This is a genomic window from Cellulomonas alba (genome assembly GCF_030362835.1).
Lineage (GTDB): Bacteria > Actinomycetota > Actinomycetes > Actinomycetales > Cellulomonadaceae > Cellulomonas > Cellulomonas alba.
This window is the reverse complement of sequence record NZ_JAUCGQ010000001.1, coordinates 2,635,773-2,655,655: the sequence shown is the minus strand read 5'-3', so window position 1 is coordinate 2,655,655 and position 19,883 is coordinate 2,635,773. Positions and strand designations below refer to the sequence as shown.

Here is a 19,883-nt window from a genome sequence, read left to right as displayed (position 1 = left end):
CTCGTGGCCGTCGTTGGCCACCTTGACGGTACCTGCGGCTAGCGTGCCCTGACGAATCGTCCGCGGGACCGTCGTCCCGTTGTGATGGGTGTCACATCCAGTCCCGGAGGTGTCGGTCCCACTCCTCCCGGAACGCCGCGTCGAACGCGACGAAGAAGTCGCGCACGATCGCCCGCTCCCGCTCGCGCCGCTCGGGCGTCACGTCACCCGAGACGAAGGCCTCGTGCTGGTCGGCCCAGCTGATGAGGTACGACACCACGTCGCCGACGTCGACGCCGGGCCACGGCGACCGCACGAGCACCACCTCGTCGGAGTCGGCGTACCGAAGGTGGTCCTCGCGCGTCTCCGGAACGCGCCGCACGTGCTCGGCCGGCCACGCGTTCGCGAGGTCGAGCCAGCCGGTCAGCTCGCCGAGCTCGACGAAGCCGTCGGGCACCGCAGCGACGACGCCGGGCGGCAGCCAGTCGGCGACGGCGACTGCCGACACGAAGGCGGCGCACAGCGCGGCGGCCGCGGGCGTGCGGTCGCCGTCGTCGCCGTCGCGCGCGGCGAGGCGCGCCACGACCGCCTCGACGTCACCTGCTTCGACCAGCGCGCGGCACTCGTCGCACAGGTCGACCCGCGTGCCCCACGACCGGCGGTCGCCAGGGACGCCGAACCAGCTCCGGTCCGCGTCGAGGTGCGCGAGCCACGCCGTGGGCGCAGCGCCGCAGACGGAGCACCGGCGCCGCGTCAGCAGCTGGGGCGGGGCCACCGTGTCACGCGCCGCGCAGGCGCGCGGCAGCCTCGGCGATGCGCTCGTCGGACGCCGTCAGCGCGATGCGCACGTGGACCGGGTCGCCGTAGAAGGCGCCGGGCGCTGCGAGGATGCCGAGACCCGCCAGGTCCGCGACGGTGGTCCACGAGTCCTGACCGCCCGCTTCGGGGCGCGTCCAGAGGTACAGGCCCGCGTACGAGCGGTCGACCACGTAGCCCGCGTCCTCGAGCGCACCGCGCAGCAGCGCGCGCCGCCGGCGGTAGCGCTCGCGCTGCTCGGCGACGTGCGCGTCGTCCGCGAGCGCCGCGGCGGTCGCCGCCTGCACCGGGCCGGGCACGATCATGCCCGCGTGCTTGCGCACCTCGAGCAGCGGCCGGATCAGCGCGGGGTCGCCCGCCACGAACGCCGCGCGGTAGCCCGCGAGGTTCGACTGCTTCGAGAGCGAGTACACCGCGAGGAGCCCGTCGTGCGAGCCGCCCGTGACGCGCGGGTCGAGCACCGAGGGCACGCCCTCGGTCGCCCACGGCGCGTCCCACGCGAGCTCGGCGTAGCACTCGTCCGACGCGACCACGACAGGGCGCCCGTCGCGCGCGGCCGCGGCCCGCGCCGCCTCGACCACGGCCCGGAGCTCGTCGACCGCAAGCACGCGCCCGTCCGGGTTGCCCGGCGAGTTGAGCCAGACGAGCCGCACGTCGCCGCTGCCCTCGGAGAGCCGTGCGGCGGGGTCGTCGCACCGCTCCGGAGTCGCACCCGCGAGGCGCGCGCCCACGTCGTACGTCGGGTAGGCCGCCGCGGGGTGGAGCACGACGTCGCCCGCGCCGAGGCCGAGCATCGACGGCAGGAACGCGACGAGCTCCTTCGACCCGACGGTCGGCAGCACGGCCGCCGGGTCCAGCCCAGGAACACCCCGCCGGCGCGCGAACCATGCGACGACGGCCTCCCGCAGCTCGCGCGTGCCGTGCGTCGTCGGGTAGCCCGGCGAGTCCGCGGCGGCAGCGAGAGCGTCACGCACCACGGCCGGCGTCGGGTCGACCGGCGTACCGACCGAGAGGTCCACGATCCCCCGCGGGTGCGCGCGCGCCTTCTCCGCGTACGGGACGAGTGTGTCCCAGGGGAAGTCGGGCAGCGACCCGCCGAGCAGGCCCATCAGTCCTCGTGGATGCGCAGCGGGAGGGTCGCGATGATCGGGTGGTCCTTCTCGATGAGACCCATCTTCGCGGCGCCGCCCGGCGAACCGAGGTCGTCGAAGAACTCGACGTTCGCCTTGTAGTACTCGCTCCACTGCTCGGGGACGTCGTCCTCGTAGTAGATCGCCTCGACCGGGCAGACCGGCTCGCAGGCGCCGCAGTCCACGCACTCGTCGGGGTGGATGTAGAGCGAGCGCTTGCCCTCGTAGATGCAGTCGACCGGACACTCCTCGATGCACGCCTTGTCCTTGACGTCCACGCAGGGTTCGGCGATCACATACGTCACGGTGGTGTCCTCCAGGGGACCGCGATGGTCGGAAGCGCACCTAGTATCCCCCACATGCTCCGACGTCCGACGACGCGTCCACGCCTCGTGCGCGGACGAGGCGGCGGCGTCCGATGACGAGCGGTGCGGTGCGATGACGACCGACGCGTGGCGCGCATGGACGCCCGGCGTGCGCGTGGTCGTCCGGCGCGTGCGTGACGACTCGCCCGAGCCGGGCGAGCCCCCTTACACCGACGTGCTCGGTGAGGTGCTCGACGTCGACGACGACGGGCTGACGGTCCGGACGCGCCGCGGCGACGTGCGCGTGCCGGCCACCGACGTCGTGCTCGCGAAGACCGTGCCGCCGCCACCCACGCCGCGCGCGCGGCGCGACCGGGGCTGACAGGTCCTCGCGGACTCCGTCGCGCGCCGTCAGCCCGCGGAGCTCTTCGCGGACGTCGGCGCCTTGCCGCACACGACCTTGTCCTGCGGCTTGTACCGCGTCGTGTAGCTGCTCGTGTCCTTGAGCTGGCCGCCGAGGGACGTCCGGCGCGTCACCGTCACGGTGAACCCGGGGTTCCCGGCTGCGGCGGGCTCGCACGTCTTGCTCTGGCTGTAGCGCGTGGTCGGCTGCACGACGCCGCTGCGCGGGCCGGTCGTCGACTGCACGGTCCAGTACTTGGTGCCCCAGATCCGCACGTAGGTGCGGTTGTTCGCGACCCAGGCCTGCACGAGGGCGCCGGTCGGGGTGTTGTTCTTCCAGCGCATGTCCATCGACGGCAGGAAGAGCGTCGACTCGCGGCCCTCGGGGTAGCGCGCGAACCACTCGGAGTGGGGGTGGTGCTCGAGGATCTGGAAGCCCGCGAAGTACGCCGCGTTGTAGGTCGTCGTCGAGAGCTGTGACAGGCCACCGCCCATGGCGTCGGTGTGCTCGCCGTCGACGATCGCGCCCGCGTCGACGAAGCCGTGCGCGGCGTCGACCTCGCCGAGCGCCTTGCCGAGGCTGAACGTCTCGCCCGGCTTGATGAGCGTGCCGGTGATGTTCTTGGCGCCCTGCTTGATGTTGATGTCACGGATCTTCTCCGCCGTCAGCGGCGTCGAGAACTCCGAGACGATCTCCGTGATGCCGAGCTTCTGCAGCGCGTCGGTCGAGTCCTCGGGCTGGGTCGGCGTCAGCGCGACGTCGACCGTGCGGTTGTCGGCCACCGCAGCACCCGCCACGGCGGTCGCGAGCGTCGCGGGGTCGAGCTGTGTGCCGGCCTTGCCCGGCACGAGCACCGGCTTGTCGTCCTTGAACGCGAACGACGCGTCGGCGGGCTGCGTCAGGAGGTCCGGGAGCTGCGTGAGGACCGCGGCCCGGAGCTTGGCGCCGTCCATCGTCAGCTGCAGCGAGCCGTCCTTCGGGGCGATCGTCGCGGCGGCCGCGAGCTGCAGCGGCTGGAGCACCGCCAGCTTGCCGTCGACCTGCACCGACACGGGCGCCCCCGTGAGCGGCTCGGCGATCTCCGACATCGCGCGGTCCGTCTCGTCGCCCGTGACGGTGGGCGCGACCGTCTTCGACGGCAGGTCGAGCGGACGCGCGCCCGAGAGCCAGGACGTGCGGACGACGTCCCGCGCCGCGTCCTCGTCGAGCGCCCAGCCGTCCTTCGCCGCGGTCTCGTGCGCCGAGCCGTCGACGAACACGATGGAGCCGTCCACCGCCTTCTTGCCGGTCGACCTGCCGAGCGCCTGGACCGCGGCGCTCAGCTTCGCCTCGTCGACCGCCGCGACCGCCGGCTGGTCGCCGACGCCCACGAGGTGGTCCCAGAGGCGGATCGGGGCGGAGAGGTCCACGCCGGTCAGGCGTGCGACGGTGGCGTCGGCGTCGAACGTGAGGCCGGCCTTCGCGGGGTCGAGGCTCGACGACGTGCCGTGCACCGTCACCGGGATCGCCTTGCCCGTCGCACCGTCGAGCTGCGCGTCGAGCGCCGCCACGGCCTGCGCCGACGAGAGGCCGCCGATCTCGACGCCCGCGACCGTCGCGCCGCGCGGCACCTTGTCGCCGAGCGCGTAGCTCGCGCCGACGTACGCGCCGCCGAGCACCACGAGCACGCCTGCGGCGACGCCGAGGCGGCGTGGCCAGCGGCGCTCGTGCCGCTGCGGCTCGAACACGTCGAGCGGGGACGACGGGCGCTCGGCCTGCGGGACGTGCTCGAACGTGCGCGCGCCGGGCAGCGCCGGGCCGGCCGAGGTGGGCGGGAGCGTCGCCGTGGCGGCCGCCGCGTGCGCAGCCTCGGCTCGGGGCGCCGCGCTCTGGGCCGTCGGGGTGGCCGACGACGCGGCTGCGGCGGTCGCGGCGGTCGCGCCGAGCCCGGCCGCGGGTGCCGCCGCGGCGTCGCGACCGCCGAACGCGGACGTCCGGACCGGCGCCGCGGCGGGCGCCTTGTCCGGCGCCTGGGCGGCGATCGAGCCGTACGGGGTCATGACCTCGGTACGCGGGCCGGTCGAGCCGGTCGTTCCGGTCGGTCCGGTCGGCTCGGGCGCGTGCGGCGGGGACACCACGGTCGGGGCGTCGCCGAGAGGGGGCATGACGACCGTCGCGGCGGCCGCGCGGGCCGGCGGGTCGTCCGGCTCCGCGTCGGACTGGGTGTCGTCGGGGGCTGCCGGGTGCGACTCGTCCGTCGGTTCCGCGAGCTCGCCCCCGTCAGCGGTGCCGCCGGGTCCGGGCGACTCGGCGACGGGCGCGCCAGAGACGACCGGCTCGACGACCGGCTCGACGGCCGGCGCGGGCGACTCCGCGGTGGGCTCGTCGGTCTCGCTCGCCTCCGCTGTCGGGGCGTCGGCCGGCTCGGCGAGCGGTTCGGCCGAGCCCTCCTGATGCGTGGCCCGGTCCCCCGACTCGGTCGGCGCTGCAGCCGCCTCGTGGGTCTCGCTCGGCTCGTCGGAGTCAGTTGGCTCGACGGGGCCTCCGGCGGACTCCGACGACCCGCCGACGTCCTCGCCGGGCTCCGCCGGCCCGCCGACGTCCCCGTCGGACCCCGCCGACACCGCGGCCGGGTCGTCGGCCTCGGCCGGGTCGTCGTCGCCCTCGGTCGGCCCGGCTTCAGCCGTCGCGTCGGCCGGGTCGTCGTCGCCCTCGGTCGGCCCGGCTTCGGCCGTCGCGTCGGCCGGGTCGTCGCCCTCGGTCGGCCCGGCGTCAGCCGTCGCGTCGGCCGGGTCGTCGCGCTCGGTCGGCTCGGCTTCGGCCGTCGCGTCGGCGGGGTCGTCGTCGCCCTCGGCAGGCTCGGCTTCAGCCGTCGCGTCGCGCGCGTCGTCGCCGCGCTCGTCGGTCGTCACGTCGGCGGCGTCCTCGCCGTCCGGCTCGCCGGCCCCGTCATCGCTCGCCTGGGGCTCGGGCTCGTCCGCGGCAGCCACGTCGACACCCGCGCCGGGCTCCTCGGCCTCGACGGCGGGATCGGCCTCGGCGCCGTCCGCCGAGCCGGCGTCGGCCTCGGCGTCCGCGCGTGTCTCGGCGGGAGGCTCCGCGGTCTCGGCCGCGGGCTCGTCGATCGCCGTCGGCTCGGCCTCGGGCGCGGGGCGCTCAGGGGTCGAGTCGTCGCGATCGATGCCGTCGGCCATGCTGCTCCCCCGCCGTTCCCGCGCGGCTGCCGCGCCCGGCGAAGTCTACGTGGCGGATCTGCGCCGACCGGTGTATGGCGCGTCGGCGACGAGGGGTTTCACGCCCGTTCCACAGGATCCGCGCCACCCCGCACGACGGGCCGTCACCGCACCGGGCGCGTGCGGCTCCGCAGGTGCACGAGCCCGCCGGCGGTCGACCGCCCCTGCTCGACGGCGAGCACCGTCCCGACGACGACGTCGTGATCCCCGGCGCTGTGGATCGACGCGGTGCGGCAGTCGAACCAGGCGGCTGCGCCGTCGACCCACGCGGCGCCGGACACGGGCGCCGACCGGTGCGGCACGCGCGCGAGCTGGTCGACCGCCGGCCGGCCGGGCGAAGCCAGCCAGTCGGCGACGTGCGCCTGGTCGTCGGCGAGCACCGAGACGGCCCAACCGTCGGTCTCGTCGAGCGCCTCGCGGAACCGTGCGTCCGCGTGCACGCAGAACAGGAGGAGCGGCGGTGCGAGCGAGACCGACGCGACCGCGCTCGCCGTCATGGCGTGGTCGAGCCCGCGCAGCCGCAGCGTGACCACGGCGACGCCCGCGGGCAGCCGGCCGACCGCCGACCGGAACGCGTCCTCGTCGACCAGCGCGTCGGTCACGCCGACGGTCCCCCGGCCGACGGTCCCCCGGCCGACGGACCGGCGCCCGGTTCCGCCGTCCCGCTCGGACGCGTCGGCGGCCAGCCCGGGTCGACCGGTCGCTGCTGCGACCAGGCCCCGTCCGACGACGCCGGCCGCGAGCCTCCCGGCTCGGCGGACGCCGGGTGGGGCCAGCCCGACGTCGGCTGCGGCCAACCCGGCTCCGTCGCCGTCGGCTGCGGCCAGCCCGCCGACGGGAGCGGCCCGCCGGGCCCGACCGCGCCACCCGACGCGCCGCCGCGCACGGGCCGGAGCCGGTCGTCGAACACCGCCGCGGGCAGCAGCGCGACTATCACGGCGACGACCGGCGCACCGATCATCCAGACCCACCCGATGTTCTGGCCCGACGGCACGAGCACGTCCCCACCGGGCCCCTCGGTCGAGAGCACCCACACCGTCGCCGTCAGCGCGGCGGCGTACCCGGTCCACGCCCGCCGCCCGCCCCACGCGCGGACCGCGACCGCGGAGGTCAGCACGAGCACCAGGCAGATGACGAGACCCCACGGCCGCATCGACCGGTGCATCACGGTGCCGACCGCGCCGACGACGATGCCGAGCGCGAACGCGCCGAGGAAGCTGCCCCAGGACGCCGGCGGCGGCGTCGGGCGCGAGTCGAGCTGCACGCGGCCAGGCTACCTGCGGGACCTCGGGGCGATCGGCCGGCGGGTCGCATCGACCCCGGCGGCGCGGCTCAGCGCGCCCGCGCCACCAGCGGCCAGCCCTCGAGCGCGGCGAGCGCCGCGCGGTCGGCGGGTCGGGCGAGCCGGTAGCCCTCGGACGGCAGGAGCGGCTGCAGCTCGAGGTTGCTGAGCGCGAAGCACCCGACGAGCGCCGCCTCGCCGTCGACCGCTCGGACTGCCTGGACCTGCGTCGCGTGCGCCCGCAGCGCCTCGAGCACGGCGGCGCGCACGGGCGTCACGTCGACCTCGGCGTCGACGCGCACGCCGTCGACCGCGACGGACGGCAGCGGCGCGTCTGCGGGAGGCACGGTGAGCGGGCCCGCGCGGTGGCCGGTCCGCGGCTCGTCCCCGAGCGTCAGCGCGGCGCGACCCGCCCGCAGCGCGGCCGCGTCCTGCGCGGCCCACAGCAGCACGGGCACCGTGTACCCCCGGCGCTGATCGTCACCGGCCCGGGCCGCGAGCTGCACCGCGCGCGTGGTCACGAGGTGCGCGCGGACGTGGTCGGGGTGCCCGTACCCGCCGTCCGGCTCGTACGTGACGACGACCGCCGGTCGCCGGTCGCGCAGCACGCGCGCGAGCCGCGCGGCCGCCTCGTCCAGCGGCGCGGCCACGAACGCCCCGGGCGGGAGCTCCTCCGCGGCGCCCGCCCGGCCGTCCGCGAGCCACGCCATGCCGGAGTCCTCGTAGCGCTCGCCCGCGGGCGGCACCTGGTCCAGGAAGACGTGGTCCGTGACGCCGAGGGCGGCGAGCGCCGCCGCGAGCTCGCGCTCCCGGCGGGCGGCCAGCGCCGGGCCGTCGCCCTCGAGCTCCGCGAGCTCGTCGCCGATCACCTCGCCGCGCTCACCGCGCGTGCAGGTCACCACCGTCACCGGAAGGTCGGCGGCGGCGCACGCCGCGAGGAGTGCGCCGCTCGCCAGGGTCTCGTCGTCGGGGTGCGCGTGGACGGCGACGACGCCGCCCACTCCCCGGTCGCGTGCCCCCACGGAGCTCCGGTCTAGGCCTTCTTGGTGCGGGCCCAGATGCGGGCGCGCTCCGACTGGTCGAGCACCACCTTGCGGATGCGGACGATCTCGGGCGTCACCTCGACGCACTCGTCCTCGCGGGCGAACTCCAGCGACTCCTCGAGCGTCAGCTTGCGCGGCGGCACGAGGTTCTCGAAGTTGTCCGCGGTCGACGACCGCATGTTGGTGAGCTTCTTCTCCTTGGTGATGTTGACGTCCATGTCGTCCGCGCGGGAGTTCTCGCCGACGATCATGCCCTCGTAGACCTCCTGCGTCGGGTCGACGAAGAACGTCCCCCGCTCCTGCAGGTTGATCATCGCGAACGGCGTCACGACACCCGCGCGGTCCGCGACGAGAGAGCCGTTGAGGCGCGTCTCGATCGGGCCCGCCCACGGCTCGTAGCCCTCGGCGATCGACGACGCGATGCCGGTGCCGCGCGTGTCGGTGAGGAAGCGCGTGCGGAAGCCGATCAGGCCGCGCGCCGGCACGAGGAACTCCATGCGGACCCAGCCGGTGCCGTGGTTCGACATCGTCTCCATGCGGCCCTTGCGCTGCGCGAGCAGCTGCGTCACCGCGCCGAGGTACTCCTCGGGGACGTCGATCGTCATGCGCTCGACCGGCTCGTGGACGTGGCCGTCGACCTTCTTCGTGACGACCTGCGGCTTGCCGACGGTCAGCTCGAAGCCCTCGCGGCGCATCTGCTCGACGAGGATCGCGAGCGCGAGCTCGCCGCGGCCCTGGACCTCCCACGCGTCGGGGCGGTCGGTCGGCACGACCCGGAGCGAGACGTTGCCGACGAGCTCCTTGTCGAGGCGGTCCTTGACCTGGCGCGCGGTGACCTTGTGGCCCTTGCCGCCCTTGCCGGCGATCGGGCTCGTGTTGATGCCGATCGTCATCGAGATCGCCGGGTCGTCGACCGTGATGAGCGGCAGCGGGCGCGGGTCGTCGGGGTCGGTGAGCGTCTCGCCGATGGTGATGTCGGCGATGCCGGCGACGGCGACGATGTCGCCCGGACCGGCCTGCTCGGTGGGGACGCGCTCGAGCGCCTTCGTCTCCAGCAGCTCGGTGATGCGCACGTTCTGCAGCGAGCCGTCGTGCCGCGCCCACGCGACGGTCTGGCCCTTGGTGAGCGTGCCGTTGAAGATGCGGAGCAGCGCCAGGCGGCCGAGGAACGGCGACGCGTCGAGGTTCGTGACGTGGGCCTGCAGCGGAGCGCCCTCGTCGTACGTCGGCGCCGGGATCTTCTCGAGGATCGTCGCGAACAGCGGCTCGAGGCTCGTCTCCTCCGGCAGGCCGCCGTCGGCGGGCTGCGTCAGCGACGCGCGGCCGGCCTTCGCGGCGGCGTACACGACCGGGACGTCCAGGATCGCGTCGAGGTCGAGGTCCGGCACGTCCTCGTGCAGGTCGGACGCGAGCCCGAGCAGCAGGTCGGTCGCCTCGTGCACGACCTCGGTGATGCGCGCGTCGGGCCGGTCCACCTTGTTGACCACGAGGATCACGGGCAGCTTCGCCGCGAGCGCCTTGCGGAGCACGAAGCGCGTCTGCGGCAGCGGACCCTCGGACGCGTCGACCAGCAGCACGACGCCGTCGACCATCGACAGACCGCGCTCGACCTCGCCGCCGAAGTCGGCGTGGCCCGGGGTGTCGATCACGTTGATCGTGATGCCGCCGGGCTGCCCCACCGCAGCCGCCGCGGGCCCGGCGTACCGGACCGCGGTGTTCTTCGCGAGGATCGTGATGCCCTTCTCGCGCTCGAGGTCGCCCGAGTCCATCGCGCGCTCGTCGACGTGCGCGTGCTCGCCGAAGGCGCCGGACTGCCACAGCATCGCGTCGACGAGGGTCGTCTTGCCGTGGTCGACGTGCGCCACGATCGCGACGTTCCGCAGGTCGGGGCGCGTGGCCGTGCTCGCGGGGGCGGACGAGGGCATGCGAACTCTTCTCGAGTGAAGGGTGAGGGGGCCGCGCCGACAGCGGCGCACGACGATCTTACCTGCTCGACGAAGCCCGCCCTGCCCGCGGGTCGGTGGCGTACGACGCATCCGGCGCCGCCCGCGGGCGCCGCGCGTGCGAGCATGGCGCGTGCCCAGCCACCGGTTCCGCCCCCGCACCGCCGCCGTCGCCCTCGTGATCTGGGGCGTCGTCTGCGTCGGCTGGCTGTGGCTCGCGCTGCGCGACGGTGGTGGCGAGGCCGGCGTGCGGGCGGTGCCGCAGATGCTGTTCGTCACAGCGCTCGTGTGGGCGATCCTCGTGCGCCCGGCGGTCGACGTCGACGGCGACGGCGTCCGGCTGCTGAACGTCGTGCACGACGTCGAGGTGCCGTGGACGCGGCTCGAGGCCGTCGAGACGCGCTTCGCGCTGACGCTCGTCGCGGACGACGGCCGCCGGTTCGCCGCCTGGGCGGCACCCGCCTCGGGTCGCTACGCCGACATCCGCATGTCGCGGCGCGAGGCCTCGACGCTCTCGATGGGCGAGGACCCGCAGCCGACGGCCAGCGCCGCATGGGGGTCGCACTCGGGCGCAGCGGCGGCGTGGGTCCGCCGCGAGTGGTCGCGCTCGACCACGCACGAGCTCGCCGACGGTCCGGTCGTCGTCCGCCTGGCCACGCCGGTGCTCGCGGTCGTGGGCGGCGCGTTCGTGCTGCTCGTCGTGAGCCTGCTGGTCTGAGCGCCGGGTCCGCGCGCCTCGTGGGGCGCGCGGACCCGGCCGCGTCAGGCCTCGGGGCCGGCGCCGGCGGCGAGCAGCCGCGAGCGCTCCTCGCGCCGCGAGCCCTGCTCGTCCGGGTCCGGCACGGGCGCGGCCGCGATGAGCCGCTTGGTGTACGGGTCCTGCGGGTTGAGCAGCACGTCCTCGCGCGAGCCGATCTCGACGAGCCGCCCGTTGCGCATCACGGCGATGCGGCTCGACAGGATCTCGACGACGGCGAGGTCGTGGCTGATGAACAGGCACGCGAACCCCTGCTCGCGCTGGAGCTCCTGGAACAGCTCGAGCACGTGCGCCTGCACCGAGACGTCGAGCGCCGACGTGGGCTCGTCGGCCACCAGCAGCTGCGGCTTGAGCGAGAGCGCCCGGGCGATGCCGACGCGCTGGCGCTGGCCGCCGGAGAGCTCGTGCGGGTACCGGTTGCGGTAGGCGTGCGGCAGCTTGACCTGGTCGAGCAGCTCCTCGACCTTGCGGTCGAGCGCCGACTTGCGCAGCTTCTCGTGCAGGAAGAGCGGCTCGCCGATGGACTCGCCGATGGTCATGCGCGGGTTGAGCGACGAGCCCGGGTCCTGGAAGACGATCGCCGATCGGCGGCGCAGCGGGAGCAGCTCCTTGCGCGAGAGCCCCGCGATGTCGGTGCCGCCGACGCGCACGTGCCCCTCGACGACCGGCAGCAGCGACACGACCGCGCGACCCACCGTCGTCTTGCCCGAGCCCGACTCGCCGACGAGGCCGACGACCTCGCCGGGCGCGATCGACAGGGACACGCCCTCGACGGCCCGGAACGCGGGCGTGCGGCCGCGGCCCGGGTACTCGATCGCGACGTCCTCGAGCTCGAGCGCGGGCACGGCCTCGGTCTCGACCTCGACCGCGGGCTCCTTGATCGACAGCTTGCCGGACGCGATCTCCGCGCCGAGGTGCGGCACCGACGCGAGCAGGTCGCGCGTGTAGTCCGCCTTCGGCGCCGCGAACAGCTGCCGGATCGGCCCGGACTCGACGACGTGCCCGTTGCGCATGACGACGACGTCGTCCGCGAGGTCCGCGACCACGCCCATGTCGTGCGTGATCAGCAGGATCGCCGAGTCGAGGCGCGTGTGCAGGTCGCGCAGCAGGTCGAGGATCTCGGCCTGGACGGTGACGTCGAGCGCCGTCGTCGGCTCGTCCGCGATCAGCAGGACCGGGTCGCACGCGATCGCCATGGCGATCATGACGCGCTGCCGCTGACCGCCCGAGAGCTGGTGCGGGTACGCGTCGAACTTCGCCTCGGGAGTCGGCAGGTCGACGAGCCGGAACAGCTCGATCGTCCGCTCGCGGGCCTCGTGCGGCGTCACGTTCTGGTGGCTGAGGATGATCTCGGACACCTGGAACCCGACGGTCAGCACCGGGTTCAGGGCCGTCATCGGCTCCTGGAAGATCAGGCCGATGTCGTTGCCGCGGGCGGCGCGCAGCTGCGGCGCGGAAGCGCCGATCAGCTCCTTGCCGAGCAGCCGCGCGGACCCCTTCACGCGGGCGTTCTTCGGGAGAAGACCCAGGATCGCCATCGACGAGACCGACTTGCCCGAGCCGGACTCGCCGACCAGGGCGAGCACCTCGCCGGGACGGATGCGCAGGTCGACGCCCTCGGACGCCATGACCCACTGGCCCTCGACCTGGAAGTCCACGCCGAGTCCCTCGACCTCGAGGATCGGCTCCACGTACTTGTCCTGCCAGCCCTCGACGGGCCCGGTGGTCGCGCTGTTCATGGGTTCCTCTCAGGCCTTCTGCCGGTTCTGGCGCGGGTCGAACGCGTCCCGCAGGCCGTCACCGATGAAGTTGATCGCGAGCGCGATCGCGACGATGAACAGACCGGGCCACCAGAACAGCCACGGGCGCGGACCCATCGCGGCGCGGTACGACTCGATCAGCTGGCCGAGCGACGTGTTGGGCGGCTGCACGCCGAACCCGAGGAACGACAGCGCGGACTCGAGCAGGATCGCGGCGGACATCGCGAGCGTCGCCGAGACGATGATGACGCCGACCGTGTTCGGCAGGATGTGCCGGAAGATGATGCGCCCGCTGGGCACGCCGATCGACCGCGCGGCGTCCACGAACTCCTTCTCGCGCAGCGACAGGAACTCACCGCGGACGATGCGCGCGAGGCCCGTCCACGTGACGAGCCCGATGAACAGGCCGAGCGCCCACACCCCGCCCCAGTCCTGGGCGATCTTCGCGACCACCGCGGCGATCGCGACGAGCGGGATCGTGATCACGACGTCGGTGAGGCGCATGAGCACGGACTCGGTCCAGCCGCGGAAGTATCCCGCGACCGCCCCGATGATCGTGCCGATCGCCGAGCCGACGAAGCCGACGAGGAACGCGATGATGATCGACTGCTGCGCGCCGGTCATCACGAGCGCGAAGTAGTCGCGGCCGATGTCGTCCTGCCCGAACGGGTGCTTGCCCAGGCTGAACGGCCAGAGCTGGAGCGTCGGGTGCCCGCCGTTGTAGAGCGGCTGCGGGACGCGGTAGTCCTGGTGCCACCAGCCGGGGATCGGGCCGATGCCCACCGAGCTGAACACGAGGATCACGATGAAGGCGAGGACGATCAGGCCGCCCATGGCCGCCTTGTGGCGGAAGAAACGCATCATGACCGTCCGGGCGGACGACCGGGCCGCGACGGGGATGTCCGCCGAGGCCGTCTCGACGCCGAGGACGTCGGTGTCGGCGGAGATGAGGCGGTGCATCTGCGCCTCGATGCGCTCCGACTCCACCGGGAGAGGGGTCTCTTCGCTCACTGATTCACTCCGCAGGCCGTCGTCGGTGCTCATGACAGCCTGATCCGGGGGTCGAGGTAGGCGTACGCGATGTCCGCCAGGAGGTTGAACACGACGGTCGCGATCGCCGTGACGAGGAAGAACGCCATCACCGGGTTCGGGTCGACGTTCTTGAGGCCCGTCTGGAAGAGCAGGCCCATACCGCTCCAGCCGAAGACGGTCTCCGTCACGACCGCGCCTCCGAGGACGCCGGCGAAGTCGAACGCGACGAGCGTGGCGAGCGGGATCAGGGCGTTGCGGAACGAGTGCCGGACGAGGACGGTCCGCTCGTTGAGGCCCTTCGCCCGCGCCGTGCGCACGTAGTCCTGGTTGAGGACGTCGAGCATGCTTGCCCGGGTGTACCGCGTGTAGCTCGCGAACGAGATCAGCATGATCGCGAGGGTCGGCAGCACGAGGTGCAGCGCGACGTCGGTGTTCGTCTGCCAGAAGTTGCCGTCGAGGTTCGGCGTCGACGCCCCGGTCGTGGGGATCGGACGGCCGCCGGTCTGCTGGTACACGAACGGGTACGCGGCGAGCATCTGGTCGATGGCCATCAGGACCGTCATCGTCACGCCGGTGACGGCGCCGACCTGCGCGGCCAGGCGCTTCACGTAGCCGCCGCCGACGAGGCCGGTCGCGACACCGATGCCGATCAGCACCAGGGCCACGAGGAAGAACGTCAGCCAGTTCATGCCGTCCATCAGAGGCTGCGCCAGCACGATCGCGATCGTGCCGAGGACCGCGGCAGCGATGCTCGTCCAGAGCACGCGGCGCGTGCGCGGGCGCAGGCCGGCGAAGAGCGCGGCCCACAGGAACGCCATGACGACGCCGATCACCAGGATGCCGACGACGCCGATCGAGGGCGACGTGAACCAGTCGGTCGTCAGGAGCACGAAGAGCGTCGTGAACGTGGCGAGCGCGGCGACGCCGAAGACGATCCAGCGCGTGCGCCACTGACCGCCGATGACGACCGCCCAGAGCACGCCGGCTATCAGCGCTATCGCGAACAGGGCTGCGTAGCTCATCGTCGGATTCGCGAGCCAGTTGTTCAGGTCGATCGCGATGTACTGCTTGAGCAGCGTCGAGACCCAGAACACCGGGAGCGAGAAGCAGAGGAACGCCACGAACGTGATGCCGTAGTCGAACGTCGAGTACTGGCGCAGCGCGGTGACGATGCCGGTGACGATGCCGATCAGGAGCGCGAGCACGGTCGCGGCGACGACCAGGCGCAGCGTCGAGCCGATGGCCGTCTGCAGCTGAGGGAGCACGGGGCGCGACGAGCGGTCGAGACCCAGGGTGCAGTCGTGCCCGCCCGGGACGACGCACCGGCCGACGTCCTGCAACCAGAGCACGTAGCGGCCCGGGATCGGCACGTCGAGGTGGAGCGCACGCGTGCGCGCGGCGATGCGGTCGGCACGACCCGGCCCGTTGTACTCAAGGAGGTCCTTGAGCGGGTTGTCCGACACTGCGACCAGCACGTACATCAGTGCCGTCGATGCCAGGACGATGAAGAACGAGACGATCAGGCGTCTCGTCACGAACACGGTCATCGGTGGATCTTCCTACTCGTGGAACCGCACGGCCCCCCGCCGCGCATCATGTCCCAGTTCGGGACCGTCAGCGCGACGGGGGGACGTGTTTCGGTCAGCGGACGTGCGTCAGAGCGACTTCGTCCACGTGGCGGCGTTCCACGTGCTGCCGTACTGCGTCGGGTTGTAGACCGGGCCCGTCAGCTTGGAGCTGTAGGCCGTGACACCCGGGTTGGCGTACAGCGTGATGTTGTAGAGGTCGCTCCAGAGCTGCTCCTCCATCTGCGCCTTCAGCGGCACCGCGTCGTCCGGGTTCGTGACCTGGACGATCTGGTCCCACAGCTGGTCGACCTTCGTGTTCGAGTAGCGCCCGTAGTTCTGCGCACCCTTGGTCACGTAGATCGACTGGCCCGAGGCGATGAGGCCCGAGCCCGACCAGCCGAAGACGGCCGCGTCCCACTTGCCGGGCTGCGTCAGCGTCGTGAACACGTCGTCGTCAGGCGCGGACACGATGTTGAAGCCGGCCTGGTCGCACGAGGCCTTGATCAGCGCGACCTGGTTGGCACGCAGCTGCGACTGGCCCGCGAACTTGAACGTGACCTTGTACGGCGTCTTGACGCCGGCCTGCTGCAGGAGCTGCTTCGCACCGGCGATGTCGACCGTGTCGTAGAGCTTGGCCGACGGGACCTGGGCGAGAACCGTCTCGTAGTCCTTCTGCGACGGCAGGTACTCGTGCAGGCGCAGGATCTGCGCACCGTCGAAGATCGGCTTCGCGAACTTGTCGACGAGGTCCTGACGCGGGATGCACTTGGCGAAGGCCTGGCGCACGCGCTGGTCCTCGAACTTGCCGCCCTTGCCCGTGTCGATGTCGACGTGGCTGAAGCTGAGCGACTCGCCCTTCTCGACCTTCACCGAGGCACCGAGGGCCGAGAGCTGCGAGACCATGTCGCTCGTCGGGTTCGACGGGTCGAACTGGTCGATCTCGCCGTTCTGGAGGGCCTGGACCATCTCGTCCGCGTTGACCGTCTTGAAGACGATCTTCTGCGTCTTGCCCGCCGTGCCCCAGTACTTGTCGTTCTTGACGAGCGTCAGCGTGCCGTTCGACGCGTTGTCGTACTTGTACGGGCCGGCGGCCGGGAGCAGCGCGACGTCGGGGAGCGACGGCAGGTTGGCCTGGTACTTCCAGCCGGAGTTCCAGAAGTCCGCGACCTTCTTGAGCGTCGCGGTGTCGTTGTTCTGGATGGCCGTGACCAGGGCCTCGTCGTTGTTGTCCGTCGAGAGACCGGCCTGCTTCGCGGCGATGTGCGCCGGGACGAAGCCACCGCTCAGGAGGCTCTCCCAGTCGGCGTAGGGCTTGGTGTAGACGAGGGTGAACGACTTGTCGCCGGCCTTGCCCTCGGGCATCTTGATCTGGTTCCAGCCGTTGGTGCTCGCGGCGTTGAACAGATCGGCCTCGGAGCCGTCCTCGGCCTTCTGGCCCGACGGGTGCGTGCCCGAGTAGGCCGCCCACGCGAGGAGCGCGTCGTCGAAGTCGATCGGCGTGCCGTCCGACCAGACCGCCTTGTCGGAGAAGGTGTACTTCACCGTCAGCGGGTTGTCGGACACCTTCTCGTACGTGCCGTAGTCGGTGTTCGCCTTGATCGAGCCGTCGGGCTGGATCTTGACGAAGCCGTTCTGCGTCAGGTTGTCGACGTAGGCGTTGTAGACGCTGTTGGCGTCCGCCGTGTTCGAGTTGTACGTGTCGGGCGTCTGCTCGATGCCGATGTTGATCGTGTCGGCGAAGTTGTTGCTAGGCGACGCGCTGGAATTCGTCTTGCCCCCTGCGGTGCCGCAGCCAGCGAGCACGAGCGCGCCCGCCGCGAGCGCGGCCACCGTGAGGCCCTTACGCCTGATGGTCACTCTGCCTCCAGTAACACTCAACCGCCGGCCGACGGCCGGCGGGAACCGATCGTGCTGACGCGCGGAGCCACCAGCACGAACGAATGGATGCATGGACGGTAGTCCGACATCTGGGACCCGCCGAATCGGACGGCCCCCTTTGCCACACATCGTTATGCGAACGGTACCCACCAGTAGCAAGCAGGCGCCCGATACGTCGGATTGTGGCCGGTTTGGACCGGTCGCGCAGGTCGGAGCTCGTCCCGGCCGGTCTCCTGGGCGCTCGAGGGCCGGGGCGCTCGCGCCAAGCTGCGCCGCGCCGGCCGCCGCCCAGAGGTCCTGTCGCCGTGCGGCATGATGCGCCGATGGGCTTCGAGACGGCGGTGCGCCGCCTGGGCAGGACGCGCTGGTTCGCGCGCGTCGGTCGCGCCGCGTCGGGCCTCGACCGGCGCCTGCAGCAGCGCACCCGCGGGCGCTGGAGCGTGCTCGGACGGCCGACGCTGCCGCAGCTGATCCTGACGACGACCGGCCGGGTGTCCGGCGAGCCGCGCGCCGCGACGCTGCTGTACGTCCGTGACGGCGAGCGGTTCGTCGTGCTCGGCTCGAACTGGGGCCAGGAGCACCACCCGGCGTGGTCGGGCAACCTCCTCGCCGAGCCGCAGGCCACGGTGACGCTGGCCGGCACGACGACCCCCGTCGTGGCGACGATCGCGTCGGACGAGGACCGCGCCCGGCTGATGCCCGCGTTGCTGGAGGTCTGGCCCGGGTACGCGGCCTACGCCGAGCGGTCGGGGCGCGAGCTGCGGATGTTCGTGCTCTCCCCCGCCGGCTGAGCACGCCCGCAGGGCGTCTCGTCTCTGTTCGCCCGGCGTCTGTTCGTCCGGCGCCAGTTCGCCCGGTGTCAGCGGGCGCGCAGCCAGCGGCGCCGCGGCGACGACGGGCCGAGCGTCGAGAGCATCCGCTCGCCGTCGGCGATCGCGTCGTGGTCGCCGGCCGGCCCGTGCGTCGACCCGAGCACGGTGAACCGGCCGTGGCAGAGGACGGCCGCGACCCAGTCCTCGGCCGCCGCGGTGAACCACGCGAACGCGCGCGCACCGTCCTCGTCCTGGGGCGTGACGACCGTGACGTCGCCGCTCGCTCCCTTGAGCCGGGCGAACGCCAGGACCGTGGCGCGCGCGTCGTCCGGTGGGCCGTCGGTGCGGCGCAACGAGACGTCGACCTCGCGCTCGTCGTCGCTGACCTTGTAGCGCGAACCCGGGATGCCCGTCAGCGTCCAGCCCGGGGCGACCCGCATCCGGAACACGCCCTCGAGCTCGAGCAGGCCGTCGGCGGGGATGGCGTCGTTCGGCACGGCGACAGCGTAGGCGGCGCGCCGCAGACTGGCCCCGCCCGGCCGCGCCGGGAGACTGGTCAGGATCTGAGAAGCCCTCGCGACCTGCGGATTCCTAGCATCGAGGCATGAGCACCGACCGAGGAGACGACACCATGAACGCACCGCAGCAGGGTTCCGACGAGGGCTTCACCGCCGCAGAGCGCGCCGCGATGAAGGAGCGCGCCAAGGAGGTGCGCGCCGCCCGCACGCGCAAGGGCGCCGTCAGCCCGCAGGAGGCGGCGGCGGAGGTCGAGGCGAAGATCGCGGAACTGACGGGCACCGACCGCGCGATCGCCGACCGGCTGCACGAGCTCGTCGCCGAGCACGCGCCGGTGCTCGCACCGAAGACGTACTACGGCATGCCCGCGTACGCGAAGGACGGCAAGGTCGTCTGCTTCTTCCAGCCCGCCGCCAAGTTCAAGTCCCGCTACGCCATGCTCGGGTTCGGCGACGCCGCGGCGCTCGACGACGGCGCCATGTGGCCGACGTACTACGCGATCACCGAGCTCACGGCCGAGGTCGAGAAGCGGATCGCGGAGCTCGTCACGCGCGCGGCGGGCTGACGCGGCTACGCACGGGGGGCCGCCCTGGCGGCGCCCCCTGTAACGCGGGCGGCGCGCTCGGGCTGCAGCCGGACGGTGACGACGTCACCCGGCTCGATGCCCTCGGCGCGCCGCACCGCGACCCGCAGCGGCACCAGGTACCGCCCGTCCTTCGGGAAGAGGGCGGTCGCGAACTCGGTGCGTCCGATCCGGACGCGCACCGGGACCTGGCCCCAGTAGATGAGCTCGCGCGCCTCCTCCTTGAGCTCCGCGCTGGCCGGCTCGGGCATCTCGACGAAGACGTACGGCGTCGGGCCGCGCCACACCACGACCTCGCCGTCGAACCTCCACTCCACGGGCGTCAGTACTCGCCCTTGACGACGAAGAACGACCCGCGGATCGTCCCGGCCAGCTTCGACTTCTGGCGCGCGAACTTGAACCGGTCCGCGAGCTCGGCCGGGACCTCCATGCCGTCCGAGAGCTTGAACCCGACCGCGCGCTTGCCGGCGTCGGCGAGCGTGTAGAGCACGTTGACCGACAGGCCCGACTCGTAGAACACGTACGTCCAGCGGATGCCGTCGACCTCGAGCTGCGTCACCTCGAGCGGCGTCGAGGCGATGGCGAGATCCTTCTCCGCGCGCAGGATGCGGTCGACGTACGCGACGAGGTCCGGCTGCTCCGACGCCGGCTCGACCGTGAACACGTGGTCGTACTTGTTCCTGAAGTACCGCGCCTCGTTCGCGCGCAGGCCGGCGAGCGCCTGCGCGACGGGCGACGACTCCAGCCCGGTGGTGGAGACGTTCTCGAAATCGACGACGTACGACACGTGCGCTCCCTCTTCCACGGCGTCAGGACTCGTCGCAACTCCACCACGTCAGCGGTCGGGACGACAGCTCGCGTGCG

At 72.8% G+C, this 19,883-nt stretch carries 19 protein-coding genes; 4 read left to right on the top strand and 15 right to left on the bottom strand.

The window, feature by feature from the left end:
* Positions 1-91: 91 nt before the first annotated feature.
* The 3 genes from QRT04_RS12070 to fdxA are packed head-to-tail and all read right to left on the bottom strand — an operon-like array spanning position 92 to position 2,230.
* Positions 92-754, bottom strand: a complete 663-nt coding sequence (locus QRT04_RS12070) for a hypothetical protein (protein ID WP_289455524.1) — start codon at positions 752-754, stop codon at positions 92-94.
* 4 nt (positions 755-758) lie between these two features.
* Positions 759-1,904: a succinyldiaminopimelate transaminase gene (gene dapC / locus QRT04_RS12065; RefSeq protein WP_289455523.1), complete on the bottom strand. Its 1,146-nt coding sequence runs from the start codon at positions 1,902-1,904 to the stop codon at positions 759-761.
* Positions 1,904-2,230 carry a ferredoxin gene (fdxA, locus tag QRT04_RS12060; RefSeq protein WP_289455522.1) on the bottom strand — a complete coding sequence of 109 codons (327 nt, stop codon included), beginning with the start codon at positions 2,228-2,230 and terminating at the stop codon, positions 1,904-1,906. Before fdxA ends, dapC begins: the two co-directional genes overlap by 1 nt.
* A gap of 133 nt (positions 2,231-2,363) precedes the next feature.
* Between fdxA and QRT04_RS12055 the strand changes: the two genes are divergently transcribed.
* Positions 2,364-2,612: a putative acetyltransferase gene (locus QRT04_RS12055; protein ID WP_289455521.1), complete on the top strand. Its 249-nt coding sequence runs from the start codon at positions 2,364-2,366 to the stop codon at positions 2,610-2,612.
* 29 nt (positions 2,613-2,641) lie between these two features.
* Here QRT04_RS12055 and QRT04_RS12050 read toward each other — a convergent pair whose 3' ends face one another.
* The 5 genes from QRT04_RS12050 to typA form a co-directional block, all read right to left on the bottom strand.
* The gene (locus QRT04_RS12050) at positions 2,642-5,806 is read right to left on the bottom strand and encodes a VanW family protein (protein WP_289455520.1); all 3,165 of its coding nucleotides are present in this window, start codon (positions 5,804-5,806) and stop codon (positions 2,642-2,644) included.
* 143 nt (positions 5,807-5,949) lie between these two features.
* Positions 5,950-6,447, bottom strand: a complete 498-nt coding sequence (locus QRT04_RS12045) for a flavin reductase family protein (RefSeq protein WP_289455519.1) — start codon at positions 6,445-6,447, stop codon at positions 5,950-5,952.
* The gene (locus tag QRT04_RS12040; protein ID WP_289455517.1) at positions 6,444-7,109 is read right to left on the bottom strand and encodes a DUF6113 family protein; all 666 of its coding nucleotides are present in this window, start codon (positions 7,107-7,109) and stop codon (positions 6,444-6,446) included. Before QRT04_RS12040 ends, QRT04_RS12045 begins: the two co-directional genes overlap by 4 nt.
* A 68-nt stretch (positions 7,110-7,177) precedes the next feature.
* Positions 7,178-8,149 carry a PIG-L family deacetylase gene (locus QRT04_RS12035; RefSeq protein WP_289455516.1) on the bottom strand — a complete coding sequence of 324 codons (972 nt, stop codon included), beginning with the start codon at positions 8,147-8,149 and terminating at the stop codon, positions 7,178-7,180.
* 11 nt (positions 8,150-8,160) lie between these two features.
* Positions 8,161-10,095, bottom strand: coding sequence for a translational GTPase TypA (typA, locus tag QRT04_RS12030; RefSeq protein WP_289455515.1), 1,935 nt, complete (start codon positions 10,093-10,095; stop codon positions 8,161-8,163).
* A 151-nt stretch (positions 10,096-10,246) separates the two neighbouring features.
* Here typA and QRT04_RS12025 point away from each other — a divergent pair, with 151 nt between their 5' ends.
* Positions 10,247-10,831 carry a hypothetical protein gene (locus QRT04_RS12025; RefSeq protein ID WP_289455514.1) on the top strand — a complete coding sequence of 195 codons (585 nt, stop codon included), beginning with the start codon at positions 10,247-10,249 and terminating at the stop codon, positions 10,829-10,831.
* A gap of 44 nt (positions 10,832-10,875) precedes the next feature.
* Here the strand turns inward: QRT04_RS12025 and QRT04_RS12020 are convergent, their stop codons facing one another.
* The 4 genes from QRT04_RS12020 to QRT04_RS12005 form a co-directional block, all read right to left on the bottom strand.
* Positions 10,876-12,609: an ABC transporter ATP-binding protein gene (locus tag QRT04_RS12020; RefSeq protein WP_289455513.1), complete on the bottom strand. Its 1,734-nt coding sequence runs from the start codon at positions 12,607-12,609 to the stop codon at positions 10,876-10,878.
* A 9-nt stretch (positions 12,610-12,618) separates the two neighbouring features.
* Positions 12,619-13,674, bottom strand: a complete 1,056-nt coding sequence (locus tag QRT04_RS12015) for an ABC transporter permease (protein WP_289455512.1) — start codon at positions 13,672-13,674, stop codon at positions 12,619-12,621.
* Positions 13,671-15,209, bottom strand: coding sequence for an ABC transporter permease (locus QRT04_RS12010; RefSeq protein WP_289455511.1), 1,539 nt, complete (start codon positions 15,207-15,209; stop codon positions 13,671-13,673). Before QRT04_RS12010 ends, QRT04_RS12015 begins: the two co-directional genes overlap by 4 nt.
* A 108-nt stretch (positions 15,210-15,317) precedes the next feature.
* Complete coding sequence (locus QRT04_RS12005) at positions 15,318-17,087, bottom strand: ABC transporter family substrate-binding protein (protein ID WP_289455510.1); 1,770 nt, start codon at positions 17,085-17,087, stop codon at positions 15,318-15,320.
* Between the two features lie 344 nt (positions 17,088-17,431).
* Between QRT04_RS12005 and QRT04_RS12000 the strand changes: the two genes are divergently transcribed.
* Positions 17,432-17,899: a nitroreductase family deazaflavin-dependent oxidoreductase gene (locus tag QRT04_RS12000; protein ID WP_289455509.1), complete on the top strand. Its 468-nt coding sequence runs from the start codon at positions 17,432-17,434 to the stop codon at positions 17,897-17,899.
* 68 nt (positions 17,900-17,967) lie between these two features.
* Here QRT04_RS12000 and QRT04_RS11995 read toward each other — a convergent pair whose 3' ends face one another.
* Positions 17,968-18,417 (bottom strand): hypothetical protein, encoded by a 450-nt coding sequence (locus tag QRT04_RS11995; protein ID WP_289455508.1) that lies wholly within the window; start codon positions 18,415-18,417, stop codon positions 17,968-17,970.
* Between the two features lie 107 nt (positions 18,418-18,524).
* Here QRT04_RS11995 and QRT04_RS11990 point away from each other — a divergent pair, with 107 nt between their 5' ends.
* Positions 18,525-19,001, top strand: a complete 477-nt coding sequence (locus tag QRT04_RS11990; RefSeq protein ID WP_289455507.1) for an iron chaperone — start codon at positions 18,525-18,527, stop codon at positions 18,999-19,001.
* Positions 19,002-19,006: 5 nt separating this feature from the next.
* On the opposite strand, the gene QRT04_RS11985 is transcribed toward QRT04_RS11990, so the two are convergent.
* Entirely contained in the window at positions 19,007-19,336 is a 330-nt protein-coding gene (locus QRT04_RS11985; protein ID WP_289455506.1) for a DUF1905 domain-containing protein, read from the bottom strand.
* Positions 19,337-19,341: 5 nt separating this feature from the next.
* The gene (locus QRT04_RS11980; protein ID WP_289455505.1) at positions 19,342-19,806 is read right to left on the bottom strand and encodes a phage tail protein; all 465 of its coding nucleotides are present in this window, start codon (positions 19,804-19,806) and stop codon (positions 19,342-19,344) included.
* Positions 19,807-19,883: the final 77 nt, after the last annotated feature.